This window comes from Syntrophobacter fumaroxidans MPOB, assembly GCF_000014965.1.
GTDB classification, from domain to species: domain Bacteria; phylum Desulfobacterota; class Syntrophobacteria; order Syntrophobacterales; family Syntrophobacteraceae; genus Syntrophobacter; species Syntrophobacter fumaroxidans.
This window is the reverse complement of the sequence record NC_008554.1, coordinates 2,781,992-2,805,204: the sequence shown is the minus strand read 5'-3', so window position 1 is coordinate 2,805,204 and position 23,213 is coordinate 2,781,992. Positions and strand designations below refer to the sequence as shown.

Sequence of the window (23,213 nt, the reverse complement as noted above, 5' to 3'; positions counted from 1 at the left end):
TTACGAGGGGTTCGGTGACTGACAAACGCTTCTACCAGGTCCTTGTCCCGGCTGTCGTGCTGTTCGGCTTCCTGCCGTTCGGCCTCGGCTCCTATCACCTGCACGTGGTGATCGTCAGCCTGTTCTACCTGATGATGGCATCGAGCTGGAACCTGCTGGCCGGGTACACGGGCCAGGTTTCCTTCGCCCATGCGGCTTTTGCGGGGATCGGCGCCTACACGTCGGGGATTCTGGCCGTCAGGTTCGGACTGAACCCCTGGATCGGCGTGGTCGTCGGCACGATGCTGGCCGCGCTGCTCGGCCTGGCGGTCGGCGTTCTTTGCCTGAGGATGGGGGGCATCTACCTGTCCCTCACGACGCTGGGCTTTTCCGAAATCCTGCGGATCATCATCACCAACGAATACGAGGTGACCCGCGGCACCATGGGGCTCCAGGTGCCCGGCCTGTTCGCGGAGTATTCCAAGGTCGGCTATTTCTACGTCATGCTGGGGGCGGCGGTGCTGACCCTGATCATCATATACCGACTGATCCATTCCAACATCGGACTGAATTTCCGCGCCGTGCAGAATGATGAGCGGGCGGCCGCCTCGCTCGGAGTCGACGTGGTCAGGGTGCGCGTGCTCGCCTTCACGGTCTCCAGCGCCCTTGCGGGCATGGCGGGCGGGCTCTACGGGCACTACCTGCTCCTGATCACGCCGGAAATCCCGTCGCTCGATCAGCAGTTCCTGGTGCTGTCCATGACGGTGATCGGCGGCATGGGGTCTTTTCCGGGGCCGATCATCGGGGCTTTTTCCCTGGAGATCCTGTCCGAATACATTCGTGCGTACGGGGAATATCACGTCCTGGTGTTTGGCCTGATCGCCCTGGTGGCGGCCCGGTTCGCCCCCAACGGCCTGATGGGGCTGGCGAAAGATCGGCTGGTGCGCCGGCGTGCGCCTGCAAAGACGGTCGCCGCGGCGGCGAAATCTTAGGGAGGGAAGAACCTTGGCGTTGTTGGAGGGGCATGGGCTGACCAGGCGATTCGGGGGCGTGACGGCGCTCGACGCCGTGAGCTTCACCGTGGAAGAGGGAACCATCGTGGGGTTGATCGGGCCCAACGGGGCCGGCAAGACCACGCTTTTCAACCTCGTTGCGGGAGCGCTGAAACCCGGTGCGGGGAGGATCCTTTTCGAGGGGCAGGACATAACCGGGAGGCCGGCCAACGAGCTGTGCCGCAGGGGCATTGCCAGGACTTTCCAGGTGACGCGCCCGTTCGCCGCCATGACCTGCCTGGAAAACGTCGGAGTGGCCCTGGTCAACGGGCCCGCCCCTCAAGGTCGCGCCCTGTGGCGCCAGACCGCCCCACGCTACCTGGAAATGGTGGGCATGGGGGGCCTCGCCGATACCCCGGCCGGGAGTTTGAACGTGATTCAGAAGAAACGGCTGGAGATCGCCCGGTCCCTGGCCACCCGGCCGAAGCTGCTCATGCTGGACGAAGTGCTGGGGGGCCTCAACTCCCAGGAAATCGTCCAGGCCGTCGATTTCATTCGCAAGCTGCGCGACGAGCACCATTTGACCGTGTTCTGGATCGAGCACGTCATGGGGGCGATCATGAGGGCGGCGGAGAAGGTGATCGTCCTGGACCAGGGCAGGCACTTGATGAAAGGAACCCCCGAGGAGGTCGTCAGGGATTCGAGGGTCATTCAGGCCTATCTGGGAGAATAAGGACCATGCTCGAAGTATCGGCAATCGACGTTTTTCGGGGGGAGACCCAGGTGCTCTGGGAGGTCTCGTTCGACGTGCACCTGGGGGAACGCGTGGCCATTCTGGGCAGCAACGGCGCGGGGAAGTCTTCATTGTTGGCCGCCATTACGGGGGTCCTGCCCCCGCGACGGGGAGAAATCAGGTTCAGGGGAGAGCCCTTGAGAGGCATGAAACCCCACCGCATCATACAGTCGGGCGTGGCCCTCGTGCCGGAAGGCCGCCGCGTGTACCGCGAGATGACCGTGGCGGAGAACCTCGAAATGGGTGCTTACCCCAAGCGGGGTCGGGCAGACATGCAGCGCACCATGGAACACGTCATGCACATCTTCCCGGCGCTCGAAAAACGCAGGGGCCAGGCGGCGGGGACCCTGTCCGGCGGCGAACAGCAGATGCTTGCCGTGGGACGGGCGCTCATGAGCCGGCCCGAACTGCTGTTGATCGATGAATTGTCCCTCGGCCTGGCGCCCCTGGTCACCAGGGAAATCTACCGCGCGCTCGACCGGCTCGTGGAAGAGACCACCATCCTCCTGGTGGAACAGAACGTGGAACAGGCCCTGCGACACTCGCAACGGGCCTACGTCATGGAAAGCGGCCGTATGGTCCGCGAAGGGGTGTCGGCGGACCTTATGGAGGATGACGGCATTCGACGCGCCTACCTGGGCATGTAGCACCATTTTGTGCGGCGGGAAGGATCCCCGCGCCTTTGAAAAGCATTGTGACCACCCTCCTTGAAGGGGGCCTGGTTCAGCGAGGGAGATGAAGGAAATGGAACAGGTTGTGATCGCTTCGGCGGTGAGGACTCCCATCGGCAGTTATCTCGGGGCGTTGCGCGAAGTGCCGGCGTATGTCCTCGGGGCGCTGGTTCTCAACGAAGCGGTGAAACGCGCGAACGTGGACCCCGCCCGGGTGGAAGACGTCATCATGGGACAGTCCTACCAGAGCGGCGAATATGTGAATATCGCCCGGATGGCGCTCCTCACCGCCGGCTGGCCGGTGGAAGTCCCCGGCATCACCCTCGACCGCCGCTGCTGCTCCGGCTTGGATGCAATCTGTTTCGGGGCCATGAAGATCCAATGCGGTCACGCTTCCATTGTCGTCGCGGGCGGAGTGGAAAGCATGAGCACCGCCGAATTCTACATACCGGGGGAATTCATCAAATGGGGGATGGAGGGCCGGCGCGATCCGCGCTGGGGTTTCATGCCGCGCGGACATGGATCGCTTTCCATGTGGGGCCTTCCCTTGTTCGACCGGATCCAGCGGGCACGGGTAATGTCGCAGCCCATCGAACGGTTCGGGGAGCTCAACTCCATGATGACCTGGGCGGAAGCGGCCGCCCGCGGGGAGAACATATCCCGCGAGGAGGCGGACCGGTGGGCGTTGCGCAGTCACCGCAGGGCGTGTGAAGCCATCGATTCGGGCAAGTTCCGGGAGGAGATCGTTCCCGTGGTGGTTCCGCGCAAAAAGGGACAGTCGCTCGCCATCGACACCGACGAGCCGCCGCGCCGCGACACGGCCCTGGAGAAACTGTCGCGTCTGCCCGTGGTCTACGAAGACGGAATCTGCACGGCGGGCAATTCCTCGAGCGAAAATGACGGAGCCGCCGCGGTCGTGCTCATGGGCGAGAGCTGCGCCCTTGCGCTGGGCATTCAGCCGCTCGCCTCGCTCAAATCCTTTGCCGTTGCCGCCGCCGATCCGACGCTCACCTACCCCGCCGTGCCGGCCGCCGTCGACAAGGCGATGAATCGCGCCGAGCTCACCGTGGAGGACATGGACCTCATCGAAATCCAGGAGGCTTTTGCGGCCCAGATGCTCGCGGATGCGAAGCTCATGAAGATCGATTCCGCGGACCTCGACCGCAAGGTGAACGTGAACGGGTCGGGAATCTCGCTCGGGCACCCCATCGCAGCCACCGGGACCATGCGCATGGTCACCCTGCTCCACGAGCTTCGCAGGCGAAATGCCCGCTTCGGCCTGGAAACCATCTGCGGAGGCGGCGGCCACGGCATCGCCGCCATCGTTGAACGCACACCGGACGGCGATTCCTGATCGCGAACCGTTGATGCATGGCGACCGATGACATCCCGCCACGGACGCGGGCCGGATTTTTCGGCCGTACTCGGTGATGACGCGCGTTCGCGTCTTCGAGGCGCAATCCACAGGTCATGCAATTTTACCTGGAAAATAAGTTCCCGGATGAGTCTGTTTTCATGCCTCGCGGGTGAAGCGCAGCCTCATGGATAATTGCGTTCAGGATGACACAACACCTGCCGTCGGGAGGGTGACGCGGGCGGAGATAAACCCCACCACGACGAACCGATATGCCCGTCAGACGTAGGGAAGGGCTTTATGCCCTCCCGGCCAACGCGCTCATCTTGAAGGCACCTCGGTATAAGCCGTTCCCCAACCCCGAGAAGCCATTTCCCAATGCCGGATACGGTTGTCAGCCGAAGTGCCCGATGCGGCCGAGCGCCGTGCCGCGGTCTTGTATCCCTGTGATTTGTAGGCTATATTGCCCGTGTTTTCCGTAAGGTACGGGCAACGCCCACCGGGGCCGATCTTTCGCGGGGAAGCAGGGGGGCGTGCCGCGCGGGAATTTGCCGGAAAGGCATATGGGCGTCTCGTCGGGAGCAGCGGATCATGTGGCGGGCACTGAAGCGATTGGCCCTGATTTCCGCCGTGACCGTTTTTGCGGCGGTTTGGGCGGGGACAGGGAGACCGGGGGCGACGGTTTTCATCGAACGGCCGGCGAAGGTCGACCGCCTGGTGATGCGGAAGGCCTCGGAGGGGAAGACGGAATTTCTCGTGTTTCTCGCGGAACAGGCCGATCTGAGCGGCGCGGGAGACCTCGCGGACAAAGCCCAAAAAGGCCTGTACGTGGTTCGCGCCCTGACGGCTGCGGCCGAGCGCGCCCAGGGGCCGGTGATCGAGGCTTTGCAATCGCTCGGAGCCGACTTCCGGCCCTTCTGGATTGCCAACATGATATGGGTTCGCGGCGGGGCCGAGGTGGTCAACGCCATGGCCGCTCGTCCGGATGTGGCGCGCGTCCACGCCAATCCGTCGGTCCGCCTCCAGCAGCCGTTCCCTTCCGCCGCGGGCGCGGCGCCGCAATCTCCGGCGGCCGTCCAGTGGAACATCGCCAGGGTGAATGCCCCGGCCGTGTGGGATGCGGGGTTCACAGGGCAGGGCGCGGTGGTGGCCGGACAGGATACCGGTTACCAATGGGATCATCCCGCGCTGAAGCGTCAGTACCGCGGATGGAACGGAACCTCGGCAGACCACGACTACAACTGGCATGACGCCGTTCACAGCGGGGGAGACGGAACCTGCCCGGCCGATTCTCCCGTCCCTTGCGACGACTATGGTCACGGCACGCACACCATGGGCACCATGGTCGGCGACGACGGTGATGCCGACCGGATCGGGATGGCACCGGGCGCCCGCTGGATCGGCTGCCGCAACATGGACAACGGGATGGGCACGCCTGCGACCTATGCGGAATGTTTCCAATGGTTCATCGCCCCGACGCGGATGGATGGCAGCGACGCCGATCCCGCCATGGCTCCGGACGTGATCAACAACTCCTGGAGCTGTACGCCGGGTGAAGGCTGTGAGGATCCGAACGTTTTGCTCACGGTGGTGAACAACGTGAGGGCGGCCGGCATCCTGACCGTGCAGTCGGCGGGCAACGCCGGGGCCCCCTGTGAGACGGTCATGGACCCGGCCGCCATTTACAGGGCCTCTTTCACGGTCGGAGCCACGGACAGGAGCGACGTCATCGCCACGTTCAGCAGCCGGGGGCCAGTCACCTCCGACGGAAGCAACCGTCGCAAGCCGGATATCTCCGCGCCGGGAGTCTCCATCCGTTCCAGCTTCAAGGGCGGCGGTTATTCCATCATGAGCGGCACCAGCATGGCCGCGCCTCACGTCGCGGGACTGGCGGCGCTGCTCGTTTCGGCCAATTCGCGCCTCTCCGGGCAGGTGGATCTGCTCGAACGCATCGCCGAACGGACCGCGCTCCACCTGGTCACAAGCCAGGGCTGCGGCGACGACGGCCCCACGGACGTTCCCAACAACGTCTACGGCTGGGGACGGATCGATGCCTACGCGGCCTACCGGCGGGCCATATCGACCGGTACGCTCCAGGTGACCCTGGAGCCCTCGCAGGCGGTCGCCGCGGGGGGGCGGTGGAGAGTGGACGGAGGTCCCTGGAAAGTCGACGGGCAACAGGTTTCGGGTCTCGCGGCCGGAGGGCACACGGTGGAATTGAAAATCGTCGCCGGATGGAAAACGCCCGTTGTCCTGACGGCGGTCGTCGAACCCGGTCGGACCACTCGTCTGAGCGCGGTCTACAGCAGGCCGAATCCGGCGTCCTGGCTGCCGCTGCTGCTCAGGGACGGCTCGCGGTGACCGTGGCCGAAACCCTGCCGGGCGAGTCGCGCCATACGCATTCCGGCGGGGCCGGTCGCCGGGTGCGGGAGTCCTGTGGTTCCTGCCGGCCAAATACGTTTGAAGGAGTCTTTTCATGAACACGGCGAGGAAGATGCTGATATTGCCGGTGGTGTTCTGCTTGCTTGTCCTGACCGCGGGAAACGCCCTGGCTGATTATGCCTGGTACAACTGCACGGTGGTCAGAGTCGGGCAGAATCGGATGGGCGTCTTTCAGATCACCCTGGCGCGCCCGGGGGTGACCGAAAGCAGGACGTTCACGTTGCCCGCCGATCGGACGGACAGGCTCCTGGCCATCGCCCTGAGCGCAGTGAGCGCCAACCTGAAGGTGCGCGCCTATGTGGACTGGCGCTTCGAGGAAGGAAGAACGTTAAAAGGGCTGCAGGCTGTTGGCGCGGTCCAATAATGAAGCGACTTTCATGGTGGATGCCATCGCCGGGGTCGCACCGGGCCGATTGAAGCCCGGCAGGGCTTGTTTCATGATGGATTCCCCGCCCGGTCGGATTCAAGAGCCGTCGCGCAGCCAAGAGAGGGCAATGAGATGAAACGGCATATCCTTGCGGTTCTCGTGTTGTGGGGCTCGCTTGTCGGTGTCGCGGTCGGCGGCGGTAAGACCGCCCTGATCGAGCTGAACGACGGCAGCACCGTGCGCGGGGAAATCGTGTCCCTGGTCGACGGGGTGTATACCGTGCAGTCTTCGGGCCTCGGGACGCTCACCATCGATCAATCCAAGGTGCGGGGCGTCAGGATCGGAAGCGCGGTCGAGGCGGGGTCCGCCGCGGCGGTGCCGCCGAAGCCGGCGAAAGCGGGACAGATTTCCATCGGGGAACAGGTGGACGTGTTGAGGCAGACCATGGCAGGTAACGAAGAGCTCATGAGCATGGTCGGCAGTCTGGCCGAAGACCCGGATTTCCAGGCGGTTCTGCGAGACCCCGAAATCATGACGGCCGTGAATTCGGGCGATCTGAACACTCTTCTCGCCAATCCCCGATTCATGGAGCTCCTGAACAAGGCCACGGTACGAGACATTACCAATAGAGCGGCAAAGTGAAGCCGCCCTCAGCAGGCGGTTTCCGACGGGGTGAACTCGTATTCCTTGCCGTCCGCGTCGAAAACCAGCCTGTCCTCCGCGTTTTCCTTGAGCTTTCCTTCCACCATCCGTTTGCAGCCGAACGTATAGTACGTGATCTGGTAGGAGGGCGCCGGCCCGTCGCCGGGGTCGCTTTCGCTTGCGGCTTTCGGCTTTCCGGAGAGAGCGATCAGGCTCAACTTCTGGCAGATTTCCTTGCGTTCGAAGCCCCCGTGGCGGACCGCCACCCGGTAGCTGCCATGGAATTTCACCGGCATCTTGATGCTCATGGGGATCGCCTTTCCTTCGAGTTGTTCATATCCGGAGCTCAACGCCCCCGCCTGCATCATGCGCGGCGTTGAGCGAATCGCAGATCGTCGCGCATCGTATCCGTATAAGTGTATATCCGAGGCGATGTCCGCGTGCAACGGGTTTCCCCGGATTGGCGAAGCGATCCGTGCGGGTGTATGCCTAATAGGTGACAAGACCGAGCAGGTGGAAGCAATGGAGGAAGAAACCGGCAACAAGAGCGGCGGCCGGGAGCGTGAGAATCCAGGCGATCACCATGTGCCCGGCAATGCCCCACCGGACTGCGGAAAGCCGCTTGGAAGCCCCCACTCCCAGCACGGAGGACGAAATGGTGTGAGTGGTGCTGATGGGGGCGCCCACGGTGGAAGCCGCGGTGATGACCAGGGCGGCGGCGGTTTCCGCCGCAAAACCGTGAACGGCTTCCAGTTTGAAAATTTTGTGGCCCATCGTCTTCACGATCCTCCATCCGCCTGTGGCGGTTCCCAGGGCCATGGCCACGGCGCAGGACAGCTTTACCCAGAGAGGAATCTCCAGGACGGGTACCTGGTGGAAGAGGAACAGGGCCAGGGTCATGATTCCCATGGTCTTCTGAGCATCGTTCAGACCGTGGCTCGTAGCCATAAAAGCCGAAGAAAGCACCTGGAGCCTTCGAAAGGTACTGTTGCATTTGCGCGGATGGGACCTGAAACACAGCCACGCCAGCGACACCATGAGAACGTAACCGCCGATCATGCCGGCCATGGGGGACAGGAATAGGGGAAGAATCACTTTATAGAATATATTCCAGTAATTGAGGGAGTCCCAGCCGCCGTGCGTGACCGCCGCCCCCACGAGCCCGCCGATGAGCGCATGGGAGGATGACGAGGGCAGCCCGAGGTACCAGGTCAGCAGGTTCCAGGCGATCGCTCCGGACAGTGCGGCCAGAACGATTCCCTGCGACCCGGTGATCATCTCCGGGCGCACGATTCCGCTGCCGATGGTGTGAGCGACCTTGGTGCCGGCCAGCGCTCCGACGAAGTTCAGTACGGCGGCCATGAGCACGGCGGTTCTGGGGGACAGGACCTTGGTCGACACCACCGTGGCGATGGCGTTGGCGCTGTCGTGTGCGCCGTTGGTGTAATCGAAGATCAACGAGACCACGATGACCAGGATCAATATGATCAGTTGATCATGCATTCTTGAGGATTATCCCCTGTATGATGTCGGCGAGCCCTTCCGTGCGGTTGATGGCCTGTTCGATCCGGTCGTAAATCTGCGACCACTTGATGATGTCGAGAATGTCCAGAATCACTTCCGGCCGGTTCACATTGTACCCGTAGATTTCTTCCAGGGCCAGGAGCAGCAGCGTCTCGGAATCCTCCTTGAGCTGTTTGACGGTCTTGTAGTTCCCCTCAATTTCTTTCCGGGAGCCGAGCTTCTCCAACATCCGCCCGACCTCCACGATCATCGCGTTGAGGTGGTCGACCACTTCTTTGGCCGTATTGTTGATTCGCGTGAAACCGCAGATGGCTATTCTGGTGGAGACGGCGTTGATGAGGTTGTGGACGTCCTTTTGGGCCAGGTTGATCTGGTGGATGTCCTCCCGGTCGATGGGGGTGATGAATGTCTTGGATAACTGCCGGAATACCTCGTAGTAGATCAGGTTGGCGTCATCTTCGATGACGTGGATGCGGTTGCATCGTTCCTCGACGTCGGTGAAGTCGTGGAACAGCTCGGTCAGAATGGAGACCGATTCAATCAACTTGGCGCTCTGTTTCATGAAGAGGTCGAAAAACTTGGGCGTTTTCGGGAAGAAACTGAAACCCATCCTTGAGCTCCGTAGGAATTCCTTCATCCGGGTATTGCAGCGAGGTTTCCCGTGCCCTTGGGCACTCTCCTCCACGCCGCGGATTCGGAAAACCCCGTGTCCGGCCCCCGGGGCTCGTGAAAAGCGCACAAGGGAGGAAAGGGACGGGCAGACCCCATTGGTCCTTTTTCTTCCGAAGCCTGCCCCTCAGACTCCAGGTGGGATTCCTGCTCTCCGGACGGATATCGGGTTCGGGCGCGTAGCGTCTCCGGGCGTTTTCCGGCGAGATTATAGATCTCCGGAGCCTCCCGATCAAACAGCTTTTAACTTTTCGAATTCCAAAAGTCCTGCGTTGGGGGACCGTGATTCGACGGGGGACAGGCCACGCTTCCCCGTTTCCCTGCGAAGAGCCGGTCGGAGGAGTCTGTCGGAGAATTGGCATTGGAGGCTATTTTATGGTATCATGGCTCCACTATGGGAAAGCCGTTCAAGTCACGGCGACCGCAAACAAACGCCGCTGCTCCTGCCTTCTCTTCCGTGGTGGCATCGTCGGCTCGCACTGCGCGGGCGGTGATCCGTTCGTGGATGACCAAGGGCGGGTGTTCGATGCGGCCCAATGTTGTTTGGCGGAAGTCAGGTCTTCGTATCGCAGCGTGGTCCTCAGGAACATCGAAAGACTCAAGCCTCGCCCGTGGGTGATCGCCCGAACAGGGGAAACATCAATAGGCGCTATGATGCACAGGGAAAACCGACCAGCGTTCCTTGCGGGAGATACCGATGGATGAACTCGGCGTATTGATAACTTTTGCCACGGGCTTAACGGGAGCCTTGGTTTTCGGCTATCTTGCACTCCGTCTCAGGTTTTCCCCCATCATTGGTTACCTGCTCGCAGGCATTGTCGTCGGCCCATTCACCCCCGGGATCGTCGCCAACCGCGCGATTGCTGAACAATTTGCTGAAATTGGGGTTATTTTGCTTCTTTTTGGCATCGGCTTGCGTTTTCATTTGCGTGAACTGCTCGCGGTCTGGCGCGTAGCCATACCGGGCGCCCTCATTCAGAGCACGATATCCACGACCGCTCTGGCGGTGCTGCTGCGTCTGATGGGTTGGGACTGGACCTCCGGTTTTATCCTGGGAATGGCTATTTCGGTGGCCAGTACGGTTGTGATGGCTCTGGTACTGGCCGAGTGGCACGATCTGCATGCCAAGATCGGTCATATCGCGGTAGGCTGGACCGTTGTGGAAGACCTCCTCACGGTGGCACTTCTGCTCATCCTCCCCATCATCTTCGCCCCGGACAGGAGCGCCGGGCAGAGTATCGGGGCTGTTCTCGGACTGGCCGGACTCAAGATTGTCGTTCTGGTTGCGATCGTGGTGCTGTTAGGCAAATGGGGGGTCCCCCGGGCGCTGGAGCTGATAGCCAAGACCCGTTCGCGAGAGCTTTTCACTCTTGCGGTGCTGGTCCTCGCGGTAGGAATCGCCGTCGGCTCCGCTAAGATCTTTGGAGTCTCGATGGCCCTCGGTGCTTTTCTTGCCGGATTGGCCGTTGGTCGTTCCGAGTTCGCGGCACGGGCGGCCAATGACGCGTTGCCGATGCGCGACGCATTTGCCGTGCTTTTCTTCGTTTCGGTCGGCATGCTGTTCGATCCGCGGAGCCTGATCCAGGTCCCTCTGATAATCACCGCGGTGCTTTTTGTGGTTGTGGTTGCCAAGCCACTGGCCGCCATGCTGACCGTACGAGCCCTCGGCCAGCCGCTGACGTCGGCGCTGCCGATTGGCGCCGCTTTCTCTCAGGTGGGTGAATTCAGCTTCATCCTCGGTACCGTCGCCATCAGCCTCGGACTCATTGAAGCCAGTGGATGGAATGCACTGGTGGCCGCTTCCATCATTTCAATCGCTTTGAATCCATACATCTATGGCTGGGCGCGCCGCCTGGGGTCGAGGAAGAAGGGCGGCGGGCCGGTTCAGATTGAGGCAGGCAGGCGTGCCGCAGTCAATCCCAACCGCTGCATTCTGGTCGGCTACGGCCCGGTCGGAAGAATCGTACACCGGCTCCTTCTGGAACGTGGCGTCGAAGCCACGATCATCGATCTCAACCTCGACACGGTGCATCAGCTGAACACAGAAGGATACGCCGCATTATACGGCGATGTCTTGCGTACGGGAACCCTCGAGGACGCAGGCATCGCGACGGCCGGCAGTCTGATTCTGAGCGCGGATATCGAAGACGCAGCCGAAATCATCAAGCATGCGCTCATCCTCAACCCCGACCTGCGGATCCTCGTTCGTTGCGCTCATCTCCGCGACGCTCCCGCGCTGTATCGAGCAGGTGCCACGATCGTCGCCGCCGGTGAAGCGGAAGTCGGTGTGGCCCTGGCCGAAGTGGTGGCGGCAGGCCGTCAGCCGACCTGCGAAACGGCAGCCGAACATCGGGAAGCCATTCGCCGCAGTCTCTATGACACGCCGGAGGCCGCCGTGGAGGGCCTTGAACCGGGAAGACACGAAACGGGCTAGCTTTTCCCGCGATCTCCCGGGGCCGCCTCGCTCAACCCAAAGGGTGACTTGTCTTTTCCCGGCACGCGGACTTCGTCCTCAGGCCGGACTTGCCGGTTCGCAGGTGTGGTCCCGGCAAATGCCGGTCATCAGGTCCCCGCGCCGGACATTGTCGGTGGCCGGCCCGTCCTGCCGGATTTCGCCTAAGTCGAAGCGTGTCGCGATCACGAACTCATGAGCGCACCGGACATCGGCATCGAAAGAGACCGGGGGTTCAACGAGCTACACTGCCGGAAAACCCTCGAGGGACAGGCGAGGGAACCGGTAACTGTGAGCGCTTCCCCAACGGAATGTCGACTCCGTTGCGGTTTGGGATGAACGAGACCGTCCGGGAACCGTGAGGAACGGAATTTCCGTGCTAAACCATGCAAAACGGCGTTACTGCTCCCCGCGGCGAAACCGCCGCGGCCGGTTCAATCCGCCTTCACAGGTGAAACAAAGCTGCTGGGTTTGAGGGCCAGCAGCGAACAACGGAGTTCCGTCATGATGCTTTCGGCGGTATTGCCGATGAGAAAGCCCAGAATGCCGGATCTTGCGACCGTCCCCATTACGAGAATGTCAACGGCACGCGTCTCGACGAAGTTGGGGATGACTTTGCCGACTTGACCCCGAAGGTAGTTGAGATGATAAGTGCCGGCGATGCCGGAGTCCTGTATGAGGCGGCCGAGAAGAGCATGATGTTGGTTTTGCACTCGTTGCATGGCTCCGAAGATGGTTTCCTCTGGGACAGCCACCCGTGTATTCCGACGCAGGTATTCCTCGAACTGGTCATCCGAGCAACAAACGATGTCCAGTGCTCCGCTGCAGCTGTCGGCCAGGGAGCGGGAAAGCCGGAGCAGCCTCAACGACAGCTCGTATTCCGCCTGGTCCCGGCTCTCCGGGCTGATCGCAACGGCAACATGCACCTCCTGACGGGAACGCCCAATCGGCCGCGCCAGCCAGACCGGACATGGGCATTTGCGGAGCAGCGTCATATCCGTCGGGCCGAATCCTGTGCTTCCTTCTTTTGGCTCGGCCTCCTTGATAACAAGATCGTGCCCGTCACGGAGAACACGCCGGATAATAGTGATCGCCGTCGGAAGGTCTCCGCTTTCGACGTCCATTTTGACCGGCACCTCGGACTCTTTCATATCGAGGGCGGCCCGGGTTGCCTGTAGAGCCGTTTCAGCCTGGCTCAAGAGCGACGCCTCGAAGGTTTCCCTGTAGGCCTCCATACTCTTCGGCAATTCGGGGTAGACCAGGACGACCGTCATTTTCGCCCGACTCTCACGAGCCAGACCGAACGCTTGTTTGAGCCCTTCGATTTCTTCTCCGATGCCGGTGCTGGCGTAGAGCAGGTTGAAAAAGTCACACATTGCATTTTCTCCTTACCGGAAACACACTAGCGGGTTGGAAGTCGATGCGGAGCGCAATCCGGAACCCGTAATCGCAGGGATGAGCCATGCAAGCCAACGGACTGATCGACATGTTCACATGATCCGGACCTTGTTGTCAAGAAAAGGGCCGGGCAAAGTTCGAGGAGCTTTGTCACCTGGCCCGGCCGGGTGGGCTGACGCGATCCGCCGGCCTGCATCAGCGCAACATAACCCGGAAGTCGGCCCTATTCTCTTGCCTGCAGCAACATGCCGCCCGCAGTCAAGGCCAGGGCAGGAACGCGGTTCCCGCGCAACGGCCGCGTCCCGGCGCGGCCGCTATGCATCAGGAATGCCGCGACCGATCGGCCGGTTCTGTCCCACCTCCGCGCCCCGTCGAAACGGCCCCGCAAAGGCATGCCGTCTCCCTGAGAATCGCCATCCCGGTTTCCTTGCGGGAACCCCTTCCCCCAAGAACTCAAAAGGTTGAGAATGGTCCTCATAAGGACTTCCATATTCGGATTTTGAGATTTATATAATTGCTGGGCTTCGAAAACTGATGAAACCTGAGGCGGCGCCCCCCGCGCGAACGCGGTCGAGAAGCCGACGGCGATTCGAGGCTCGTGAGGGGGTGATGATTCTTCCGGTCGCCCATGGTCTCGTTGTTAAGAGGCGGATGGGGATGAATCCAGCCCTGTACCGGGCCGATGGCCCGGTTGTCGAGACTGTATCGCGCATCCGGCTCACACGACGGTTTCAAGGCTTGCCGGGGGTGGGAACGGGGGTCCGTTCGAGCGGCCGAAGACGGAATCTGATGCGTCCTCGGGGGGGAGGAACCCCTCGAGCGCCGGATCGATGCCGCAAAGTGTGCCCGACGGGGTTTGTCTTGTGTGGAAGGATTCCGATACTCCCTGCGATTGGGAGCCGGACGGGGCCGGGAGGTATTAGAAAATCGACGCGGAAAAGAAAAACTATGTATGGGCCAAGCTCCTGATCCTCATCATCATTCTCGGTGGTCTGTCGCTGTGGCTGTACACTTCCGGTCTCATGGCCGTCTTTATCAGCAAGAAAAAACTGTTGCACTTCCTGGACACGCTCGGTCCCTGGTCATTTGCCGGATTCGTCGTGCTTCAGGCGCTCCAGGTGGTCATGGCACCGATTCCGGGGGAGGTGACCGGTCTTCTGGGCGGGTTCCTGTATGGACCGATGATGGGGGTCATCCTTTCCACGATCGGGCTGACCGTCGGGTCATACCTGGCCTTTGCGTTGTCGCGGTACTTTGGCAGGCCCTTCGTGGAGCGGTTTGTCGACAAGGCGACCCTGGAGCGGTTCGACTACATTCTGCATCACAAGGGGGCTTTTCTCGTTTTCGTTCTGTTCCTGATCCCGGGGGTTCCCAAGGACTACCTGTGCTACATCCTCGGGCTGGGTCACCTGACGACGCTGGAATTTCTCATCATAGGCGGGACGGGCCGTTTCCTGGGGACCCTCCTGCTGACCCTGGCCGGCAACTATGTGCGGCGCGACCAATGGGGCAGCTTCTTCATCCTGGTCGGCATTGCCGTGATTTTCGCGTTGCTGGTGATGCTCTTCAAAGACAAGCTGGAAAGGCGCTTTCGTTACTGGCATGCAAAAAGCCGTCGGCGGAAGAAGAAACAGGATGTTTCAGACACCCCCACATGATGTCCTGCGGACCCCGTCAGCGGGATCGGGTGCAATGGCCTCGACGGCGAACGGTCACTCCTGGGCGTCCTGCCGCCGCGCATCGGGGGCGGGGGAATGTGGCCGGGCAGAGGCCCTCGTTTCGCCGGATCCGGGCGTCGGATTTTCTCCTGCCGCCTCCTTGCGAGGCTTGACCTTCGGGAATTCCTCCTTGAACGTTTCGAGCTGATTCTGGGTTTCGGCAAGCTTCTCCTGCACCACAAGAGTGGCGGCATGGTAACTCTCGATCAATTCCTCGAGCTGGGCCAGGCGAAATCTTGCACTGTCCAGCTGAGTCCGCAATTCGAGTACCTCCTGGCTCAGCGACCTGGCCTCGTCCTGGCTTTCGGTTTCGGAAGCGTGGAGCAAGGGTTCCAGCTCGACGAGTCTGCCGTGCAGCTTGCCCAATTCCCTTTCGTGATCCAGCGAGAGTGCATCGATCCGACTGGACAGGGCCGCGATCTTCTGGTTGGCCTCTTCGATTTGCCTGGTGATTTGCGGTGAGGCGTAGAACCTGTCGAGGGGATTGTCGTGGGTGAACAACCAATAGCCGACTGCGCCGGCAAGGGCGAAAATTATAACGGTCAATGCGTATTTCATGAATCACTCCGATCATCCTGGAAGCTTCCGTGTCCGGTGGCCGTCATCCCCGCCACCCTGCCCCCGAAAGACGAGATGACGAGGCGAGCCCCCCTCCGGGATGTCCGGGTTGTCTCATGTCTCTCGAGAGAGCTTTCAGGCCAAAGGGCAAGAGCTGAAGAGCCGTGGTCCCTCCGTCCCGGGCATCTGCGCTGTCGGCAGCCGGCGCGGGGGCGCTCGTCGATGCCGCTTGAGCCGGATGCACGGCGGGAGGAAGCGGCAGCGAACGAATGTAATGAATGAGGAATTTAATAAAAATTATTATGAATGGCGAGAAAAAGTTCAATTTATTCTTTTCTCAGGGTTATGGAAAAATATATCCCTCAGTCCGGCGCGAGCCGGAGCCCGGCGGCTTTTTCCGGATTCCCGCCTTGAGCGGGAACGTCTTTGATGAAGTTGTTCTTCATTTTGGTTCGGCAGTGTGGTTTAGGGCCTGGCATGCGACACCGCGATGCTTGCGGGTAAGCTCCCGGTTCCTGGCGGCTCGCGCGCGACGGCGGATTTCTGGCACGGGAAGGCCGCTTTCGCGGGAGCCGAACAAATGGACCGGCCGGCCCCGAGGCCTACTCGGCGCTCCCTTGTCCCACAGGAGGAAGCCTGCTGCCGTGAATGGGCATACGGAGCTTGACAGCAATTCCGGCGGGGTGCGATATTTCAAGTTCGAAAAGACATCTTCCGATGGAATGGAGAGTGGATTTCGACCGACGGATGTGAATGATGCGTATCGTACATGGCGACCTGCCCGGACTGCTTGTTTTGGAGCCCAGAGTATTCGGGGATTCGAGGGGATTCTTCTTCGAGAGTTACAATCAGAATACGCTCAGGCAATGGGGCATTGTCCTGCCGTTTGTCCAGGACAACCACTCCGGTTCCCGGAAGGGTGTTTTGCGGGGGCTGCATTACCAGGTGGGACACGCGCAGGGGAAGCTCATCCGGGTCGTCGCCGGCGAAGTGTTCGATGTCGCGGTGGACCTCAGGACGAAATCGCCGGCGTTCGGTCGCTGGTTCGGCATGATACTCAGTGCGGCCGAACGGAAGCAGATCTACATACCGCCGGGTTTCGCGCACGGATTTCTGACGGTTTCCGATTGGGCCGAAGTGCTTTACAAGACGACGGACTTTTATGCACCGGAGTGCGAGCGCTGCATCATCTGGAATGACCCCGACATTGGGATCGATTGGCCCCTTGAGTGTCCCCCCACGCTCTCCTCGAAGGATTCCGAAGGGTTGCCTCTGTCCAAAGCCGATCGATATGAAGATCTCTTCTGACGTTGTCCCCGGGAAAACGTCGGGGGGATGCCGACGAATCTCCGGCAATTCCGAAGGGGGCGCACGAACCGAGAGCGGAGGAATGATCTGCGCATGGAGACCATACTGGTAACAGGAGGCGCCGGGTTCATCGGAAGCGGCTATGTCCTCCGGCAACTCGATTTGAGCGACGTGCGTGTCGTCAACCTGGATCTGCTGACCTACGCCGGGAATCCCGCGAATCTTGCCGCCGTCGAAAAGCATCCCCGTTATGTGTTCATTCGCGGGGATATCGGCGACGCCGACCTGGTGCGCGCCGTCTTGAACGAATACCGGCCGGCCGCGGTGCTCAATTTCGCCGCCGAATCCCACGTTGACCGTTCCATTGCCGGTCCGGCGGCTTTCATGCAGACCAACGTGATCGGGGTCTTCCGGCTCCTGGAGGAGGTCCGGCGCTACTGGGAGCAGCTGCACGGCGAAATGAGCGAGTCCTTCCGCTTTCTCCACGTCTCAACGGATGAAGTGTACGGGTCGCTGGGTCCTGATGAGCCGCCCTTCCACGAGGCCACCCCTTACGCCCCGAACAGTCCGTATTCGGCGTCCAAGGCGGCAGGCGATCACCTGGTGAGGGCATATCATCATACCTACGGTTTGCCGGTCCTCACCACCAACTGTTCCAACAATTACGGACCGAGGCAGTTCCCGGAGAAATTGATCCCCTTGATGATCCTCAATGGTCTCGAAGGCAAGCCGCTGCCCGTTTACGGAGACGGCTTGAACGTGAGGGACTGGATATTCGTGGACGATCACTGCGCCGCCGTGGAAATGGTTCTGAACAACGGTCGCGTGGGTGAAACCTACAACATCGGAGGGGGGTGTCAGAAGACGAATCTGGAAGTCGTGCGGGCGGTGTGTGATATCCTCGATGAAGTCCGGGGGGATTCACCGTTTGTCCCTCACGCGTCGCAGATCAGGTTTGTCGGGGACCGGCCGGGGCATGACCGTAGATATGCCGTCGATTCTTCGAAGATCGAGCGGGAACTGGGCTGGGGCCCGATGGAATCGTTCGAGTCGGGTTTGAGGAAGACCGTGCGCTGGTACCTCGACAATCCGTCGTGGATCGATTCCGTCAGGTCGGGGGAATACCGGGACTGGATCCGGTCGCACTACGGTCCGGAATGATCGTTGTGTTCACCGGCCGAACAATTCCGTTGGTCCTCGCGATTCGGAATCGATATAGTGGTGCCTGAACGGAAATCCGGCGGCCCGGGTTATCGGGGGTGCCCGGACGGGCGATTCCGGGAGGCGCGGGACGCAGCGGGGCTTCGAGCGGGCTGCGGCCGGGCGCATTCGCTCCGGCGGATGCGCGGCGGCATACGGAACGGCGGAAGGCAGCGGAGCAAACTCAACGGGCGGGAGCGCGAATATGGATCGAATTTCGACGGCCCACGACGGCGGTACGCCGCCGTCCCGATGGAAAGGCATTATCCTGGCGGGAGGCTCGGGGACCCGCCTCTACCCGCTGACCAAAGCGGTCAGCAAGCAACTCCTGCCGGTCTATGACAAACCCATGGTCTATTACCCGCTTTCGGTTCTCATGCTCGCCGGAATCCGCAATATTCTCGTTATTTCCACGCCCGAGGATCTGCCGAGGTTCGAACTGCTGCTCGGCGACGGCAGTCAATGGGGAATCCGGCTGCACTACGCCGAACAACCCCGGCCGGAAGGACTCGCTCAGGCCTTCATTATCGGGCGGGACTTCATCGGGTCCGATCCCGTCTGCCTGATTCTCGGGGACAACATCTTCTACGGGCACGGGTTTCGCGGCATCCTGAGACGTTCCCTGGAGCTGGAAAAGGGGGCGATCATCTTCGGGTATTCGGTTCGCGACCCCGAGCGCTACGGGGTGGTGGAATTCGACGACTGCGGAATGGCGCTCAGCATCGAGGAGAAACCGGCCCGGCCCAAGTCGAAGTACGCCGTTCCGGGCCTCTACTTCTATGACAATGGTGTGATCGAAATCGCATCCCGGCTCAAACCCTCCGCCCGCGGGGAGCTCGAAATCACCGACGTGAACCGGGAATACCTGCGGCGGGGAGAGCTCAAGGTCGAAGTGCTGGGAAGAGGTTTCGCCTGGCTGGATACGGGAACGCACGAATCGCTGATCGAAGCGAGCAACTTCATCGAGACCATCGAGAAACGCCAGGGACTCAAAGTGTCCTGCGTTGAAGAGGTGGCCTTCCGAATGGGGTACATCGATGCGGAGCAAGTCAGGAAAATCGCGGAGCCTTTGCGGAAGAACGGCTACGGGGAGTACCTCCTGAGGCTTCTGGAGGAGCGCTGACGTTCTCTCCGATTCCTTCAACGATCAACGACCCTCAGATCATCCGAACCATGACGAAAATCCTGATCATCGGCCATAGGGGCATGCTCGGCACCGACCTCACGGAGAGACTCCGGTCGCAGGGCTTCGCGGTGGAAGGGGTGGACCGGGACGAATTGGACATCGCCGTGCCGGAGGAGGTTCTCCGCTGCCTGGAGACCATCCGGCCCCGCCTGGTCATCAACTGCGCCGCCTACACGGCGGTGGACCGGGCCGAGGGCGAACCCGGAGCCGCGTTCGCCGTCAACCGCGACGGGCCGGCTCACATCGCCGCCGCCTGCGGGCGGCTCAATAGCCCGCTCATTCACATTTCCACCGATTACGTCTTCGACGGCCGTGCGTCGGCGCCATACAAGGAGGATGATCCGGTCAATCCCGTGAGCGTGTACGGGCGGAGCAAATGGGAGGGGGAGGCGGCGGTCCGGTCCCGGCTGCAAAACCATCTCATCGTCCGCACGGCCTGGTTGTTCGGGGCGAACGGCAACAGCTTCGTGAAGACGATCCTCAGGCTTGCCGCGGAACGGGCGGAGCTGCGCATCGTTTCCGACCAGTACGGATGTCCCACCTGGACGGGAGACCTGGCGTCGGCTTTGACCGGTTTGAGCAAACGAGTCCTGGACGGTGCCCGTACCGTTCCCTGGGGAACCTATCATTACTGCGGCAAGGGCGCCGTTTCGTGGTACGAGTTCGCGCGGGCCATCGTCGAGGCCTCGGCCTTCGCCAGAGGCGGAAAGATGCCGGCGGTCGTTCCCATCGCCACCGCGGACTATCCGCTTCCGGCCCGCCGCCCGGCCTGGTCGGTGCTCGACTGCGGCAAGATGGCGTCGGAATTCGGCATAGAACCCGTGTCCTGGCGGGAGGGGCTGGCCGTGGTGATCGGGGCCTTGAGCGCGTGAGCCCAAGGGGGTCCCTTCGGAGGGGCCGGTTGTCGCCGGCGGGTGAGCGCAGGCCCACGAGAAGCCGGGGCGGAGAGGCGGAGTGTCTCGTCGCCGGCGAGAGCCGGACCGGCGGGGTTCTGCGTCGCACGCCCCGTCCAATGCCGCCGTCGGGAGCGCTGTATGGCGTCGGCCTTCCTGGGGTAGGTGGAGCGATCTTGGATTATCCGCGCATCGCGTTCGTTGGATTGTGGTTTCCCCTGGCTTCCGAGACGTTCGTCTTTCACGATGTCGTCCATTTGCGGGCGTTGGGGGTTCCGGTCAGGGTGTTCACCCTCTACGGGGAGCGGCCGGCAAACCTGTCTCCCGAGATGCGGGCGGTCTCCGGCCGGGTGGAGCGGCTGGGGATTCCATATCTCAAGGAAATCCACCGGTATCTGGTCTACTGGTGGAAACGGGCGCCCGCATCGGTGAGGCTCCTCTTTCGAACGGTGCCGTTCAGGCGCTGGTGCGATTTGGAGATGGCGGGCGAGAACCTGTGGGCCTTTCTGTGCGGATTCCGACTGGCCCGGCGCTTCGAGGAGGAGGGGATCCGGCACATCCATGCGTCCTGGGGCGGAGGTCCGGCCACCGCGGCCTGGGTCGCGTCGCGGCTCACCGGCATTCCGTTCAGCTTTTCCGTTCATGCCACCGATATTTATCCTCCCGACGGCGCCCTGGGGGAGAAGGTCCGGGATGCGGCCTTCGTTCGGACGGCAAACCGGGTCAACGTCGAACATGTCCTCCGGTTCGCCCCGGGTCATGAAGCGAAAATCCACGTGGTGCACATGGGGTTCGGCCTGGAACCGGGCGATCGGGTGCCCAGGGGTTCGGGCAGGCCCTTCAGGATACTGGGCCTGGGCCGTTTCGTGCCGAAAAAGGGCTTTGACATCCTGATCCGTTCCTGTAAGCTCCTGGAGGAAAGCGGGGTGGATTTCGAACTGGTCCTGGGGGGCTCCGGGGCATGCAGGCCAAAACTGGAGCGGCTCGTTCGAGAGCTCAAACTGGAAGCCAGGGTGCGCTTCCCGGGTTTTTTGACCCATGACGGAGTATCGGGCTTCCTTTCTTCCGGGGATGTGTTCGTCATGCCGAGCGTGATCGATGCGAGCGGGGATCGGGACGGTTTGCCCACGGTCATCATGGAAGCGCTGCTGCATGAGCTTCCCGTGGTGGCGACGGATGTTTGCGGGATCGGCGAGGTCATTCGCGACGGGGAAACCGGGTTTCTGGTGCCGCAAAAGGATCCCGTCGCCCTGGCTCGCGCGGTGGCCCGGGTGATCAGCGACCCGGAGGGCGGTTTGCGCATGGCCCGCAAGGGTCGTTTGCTCGTGCGGGAGGAGTTCGATCCGGAGAGAAGCTCCCGCGCCCTTCTGCGCTGTTTTCTGGAAACGACGCCGGCAGGAATCGAATGAGAAAACATCTTCCGATACATTTGCCCGTCGGTGCCGTCGGTTTGGTCAATGTCGAATAGGCGCCGTCCATGACGGATTCCCCTCCCACAATACATAAGCGTTCCTCCCACCGCATCATCAGCAAGCTCGCCTACCTGCTCAGCGCCAGGTGGGTCCGCGAGGCGCTGCAGGGCGTCTTTCTGATCGTTCTGGCGCGAATGAGCTCCACGACGTACGGCGAGTTCATGCTCGCCCTGAACGTCGGACAGGTGCTCCTGTTCGTCGTGGAATTCGGGCTGGACCAGCACCTGGTCCCGCAGCTGGCGCAAAAGAAGAACCGCCAGGGCGAAGTCCTGATGCAGTTCACCATGCTGAAGGTGATTCTCCTGTTCGCGGGGATGATTGGGATGCTCCTGTTCGTCCACTGGCAGGGCTACGCGCCGTCCCTGAGGATACTGGTCCTTGTGATCGGCACGGGAGTTGGACTCGAAGCCGTTGCCAGTTCCTTTTTTGTGGCCTGCCAGATGCAGGGCAGGCAGGATCTCGAAGGCAAATTGAAGTCGCTGGGCGCCACGGCGGGCTTCGGATACGGGATTGGGGCTCTTTATCTCGGGGCCCTGCCGTTGATCGTGGCCTTCTTCAAACTGATCGAAACCCTGGTCAACATGGCCGGATCGATGCTGATCGTGCTCAGGCAATCCCGCCTCCGATTTGCCGTGCCGGATTTGTGCAGCATTTACGCCACCGGCAGGGGCAGCTTGGTTTTTACCCTGATGGCGGTCGCCACGATCCTCTACGGCAAGGCCAACCTTTTCTTCCTCCAGAGCCATGCGGGGGCGGAGGCCGTCGCTCAGTACGGCGTGACCTGGCAACTCGTCGACGGCATGTCGTCCATCACCTCCAACGTGCTCCTGCGCAACATCCTCTACCCTCTTTTCGTCAACCTCTGGCAGTCGGACCGGACGGAGCTCTCCGCCGTGGCCGAAAACGCCGCCCGGTGGCTGCTTGCCGTCGCCATGCCGCTCATGTTCGTGCTCTACGTGGAGAGCGACCGGATCATCCCATTGTTGTACGGATCGGGCTACTCGGATGCCGTCTGGATGCAGAAGATTTTGGTGCCGACCATCGGGATATCGTTCATTCACAATCTTGCCGCCTACCTCATGCTGACCTCCGGGCGGGAACGGCTTTTGCTGGGATTCTACGTAGCCGGGCTCGTTTTCAACCTGATGCTGTGCCTCACGCTCATCCCGGGATCGCCCCTGATGGGGACGGTGCTGGCCATCGTTCTGACCAAAGGCGTCGTGGCCGTAATGACCGTGTACACATGCCAGGTCAGCCTGCGAATCCTGCAGCGGCGGTCCATGCTGCACCTGGGCGCGGCGCTGGTCCTGGGGGCCGCCGCGTACTGGCTTGCCGGGAAATTTGTGTTCCGGGAACTGGCCGAAGCCTTGGCCGTCGTTCCGACGCTGGTGCTCGGCTACCGCTGGTGGAAGGAGTTTTCGGGGCGGCCCCGGCCGGCGTCCGAAGCGGCCTAGCTCCGCGGCGCGCGATCGGCTGAAACGAACTTGCCTGGAAGATAGATTCCCGGGTGAGTCTGTTTTCGAACTTCGCGGGTGACGCAGGCGCCATGGGCAATTGCGTTCGAGAGGGTGATATTGACTGGAGGGCATAAAGCC

At 61.7% G+C, this 23,213-nt stretch carries 20 protein-coding genes; 15 read left to right on the top strand and 5 right to left on the bottom strand.

Features of this window, described 5'->3' with window-relative positions; translation table 11 throughout:
- Positions 1-14 precede the first annotated feature (14 nt).
- The 7 genes from SFUM_RS11800 (at position 15) to SFUM_RS11770 (ending at position 7,240) form a co-directional block, all read left to right on the top strand.
- Positions 15-971 carry a branched-chain amino acid ABC transporter permease gene (locus tag SFUM_RS11800; RefSeq protein WP_011699134.1) on the top strand — a complete coding sequence of 319 codons (957 nt, stop codon included), beginning with the start codon at positions 15-17 and terminating at the stop codon, positions 969-971.
- A gap of 13 nt (positions 972-984) precedes the next feature.
- Entirely contained in the window at positions 985-1,704 is a 720-nt protein-coding gene (locus tag SFUM_RS11795; protein WP_011699133.1) for an ABC transporter ATP-binding protein, read from the top strand.
- Positions 1,705-1,709: 5 nt separating this feature from the next.
- Entirely contained in the window at positions 1,710-2,411 is a 702-nt protein-coding gene (locus SFUM_RS11790; RefSeq protein ID WP_011699132.1) for an ABC transporter ATP-binding protein, read from the top strand.
- 97 nt (positions 2,412-2,508) lie between these two features.
- A complete protein-coding gene (locus SFUM_RS11785; protein WP_011699131.1) occupies positions 2,509-3,789 on the top strand; it encodes a thiolase family protein in 1,281 nt (426 codons plus the stop codon).
- Positions 3,790-4,380: 591 nt separating this feature from the next.
- Positions 4,381-6,150 (top strand): S8 family serine peptidase, encoded by a 1,770-nt coding sequence (locus SFUM_RS11780; protein WP_011699130.1) that lies wholly within the window; start codon positions 4,381-4,383, stop codon positions 6,148-6,150.
- A 115-nt stretch (positions 6,151-6,265) separates the two neighbouring features.
- On the top strand, positions 6,266-6,595 hold the full coding sequence (locus SFUM_RS11775; protein WP_011699129.1) for a hypothetical protein: 330 nt from the start codon (positions 6,266-6,268) through the stop codon (positions 6,593-6,595).
- Positions 6,596-6,730: 135 nt separating this feature from the next.
- The gene (locus SFUM_RS11770) at positions 6,731-7,240 is read left to right on the top strand and encodes a hypothetical protein (RefSeq protein WP_011699128.1); all 510 of its coding nucleotides are present in this window, start codon (positions 6,731-6,733) and stop codon (positions 7,238-7,240) included.
- 8 nt (positions 7,241-7,248) lie between these two features.
- Here the strand turns inward: SFUM_RS11770 and SFUM_RS11765 are convergent, their stop codons facing one another.
- The 3 genes from SFUM_RS11765 to SFUM_RS11755 form a co-directional block, all read right to left on the bottom strand.
- Positions 7,249-7,548: a hypothetical protein gene (locus SFUM_RS11765; RefSeq protein ID WP_041440383.1), complete on the bottom strand. Its 300-nt coding sequence runs from the start codon at positions 7,546-7,548 to the stop codon at positions 7,249-7,251.
- Between the two features lie 181 nt (positions 7,549-7,729).
- The gene (locus SFUM_RS11760) at positions 7,730-8,743 is read right to left on the bottom strand and encodes an inorganic phosphate transporter (RefSeq protein WP_011699126.1); all 1,014 of its coding nucleotides are present in this window, start codon (positions 8,741-8,743) and stop codon (positions 7,730-7,732) included.
- On the bottom strand, positions 8,736-9,374 hold the full coding sequence (locus SFUM_RS11755) for a DUF47 domain-containing protein (RefSeq protein WP_011699125.1): 639 nt from the start codon (positions 9,372-9,374) through the stop codon (positions 8,736-8,738). Before SFUM_RS11755 ends, SFUM_RS11760 begins: the two co-directional genes overlap by 8 nt.
- A gap of 756 nt (positions 9,375-10,130) precedes the next feature.
- On the opposite strand from SFUM_RS11755, the gene SFUM_RS11750 reads away from it, so the two are divergent.
- Positions 10,131-11,867, top strand: coding sequence for a cation:proton antiporter (locus SFUM_RS11750; RefSeq protein WP_011699123.1), 1,737 nt, complete (start codon positions 10,131-10,133; stop codon positions 11,865-11,867).
- A gap of 452 nt (positions 11,868-12,319) precedes the next feature.
- On the opposite strand, the gene SFUM_RS11745 is transcribed toward SFUM_RS11750, so the two are convergent.
- Positions 12,320-13,261, bottom strand: a complete 942-nt coding sequence (locus tag SFUM_RS11745; protein ID WP_011699122.1) for a universal stress protein — start codon at positions 13,259-13,261, stop codon at positions 12,320-12,322.
- Between the two features lie 1,044 nt (positions 13,262-14,305).
- On the opposite strand from SFUM_RS11745, the gene SFUM_RS11735 reads away from it, so the two are divergent.
- Positions 14,306-14,941 carry a TVP38/TMEM64 family protein gene (locus tag SFUM_RS11735; RefSeq protein WP_011699119.1) on the top strand — a complete coding sequence of 212 codons (636 nt, stop codon included), beginning with the start codon at positions 14,306-14,308 and terminating at the stop codon, positions 14,939-14,941.
- A gap of 54 nt (positions 14,942-14,995) precedes the next feature.
- On the opposite strand, the gene SFUM_RS11730 is transcribed toward SFUM_RS11735, so the two are convergent.
- Positions 14,996-15,559, bottom strand: coding sequence for a hypothetical protein (locus tag SFUM_RS11730; protein ID WP_011699118.1), 564 nt, complete (start codon positions 15,557-15,559; stop codon positions 14,996-14,998).
- Between the two features lie 756 nt (positions 15,560-16,315).
- Between SFUM_RS11730 and rfbC the strand changes: the two genes are divergently transcribed.
- From rfbC to SFUM_RS11700, 6 genes are all read left to right on the top strand, one after another.
- Positions 16,316-16,867: a dTDP-4-dehydrorhamnose 3,5-epimerase gene (gene rfbC / locus SFUM_RS11725; protein ID WP_041442478.1), complete on the top strand. Its 552-nt coding sequence runs from the start codon at positions 16,316-16,318 to the stop codon at positions 16,865-16,867.
- Between the two features lie 93 nt (positions 16,868-16,960).
- A complete protein-coding gene (gene rfbB, locus SFUM_RS11720; RefSeq protein ID WP_011699115.1) occupies positions 16,961-18,028 on the top strand; it encodes a dTDP-glucose 4,6-dehydratase in 1,068 nt (355 codons plus the stop codon).
- A gap of 244 nt (positions 18,029-18,272) precedes the next feature.
- Positions 18,273-19,190 (top strand): glucose-1-phosphate thymidylyltransferase RfbA, encoded by a 918-nt coding sequence (rfbA, locus tag SFUM_RS11715; protein WP_011699114.1) that lies wholly within the window; start codon positions 18,273-18,275, stop codon positions 19,188-19,190.
- 50 nt (positions 19,191-19,240) lie between these two features.
- Entirely contained in the window at positions 19,241-20,125 is an 885-nt protein-coding gene (gene rfbD, locus SFUM_RS11710) for a dTDP-4-dehydrorhamnose reductase (RefSeq protein ID WP_011699113.1), read from the top strand.
- A 197-nt stretch (positions 20,126-20,322) separates the two neighbouring features.
- On the top strand, positions 20,323-21,555 hold the full coding sequence (locus SFUM_RS11705; protein WP_011699112.1) for a glycosyltransferase: 1,233 nt from the start codon (positions 20,323-20,325) through the stop codon (positions 21,553-21,555).
- A 68-nt stretch (positions 21,556-21,623) separates the two neighbouring features.
- Positions 21,624-23,072 (top strand): lipopolysaccharide biosynthesis protein, encoded by a 1,449-nt coding sequence (locus SFUM_RS11700; protein WP_011699111.1) that lies wholly within the window; start codon positions 21,624-21,626, stop codon positions 23,070-23,072.
- The last annotated feature ends 141 nt before the right edge of the window (positions 23,073-23,213 follow it).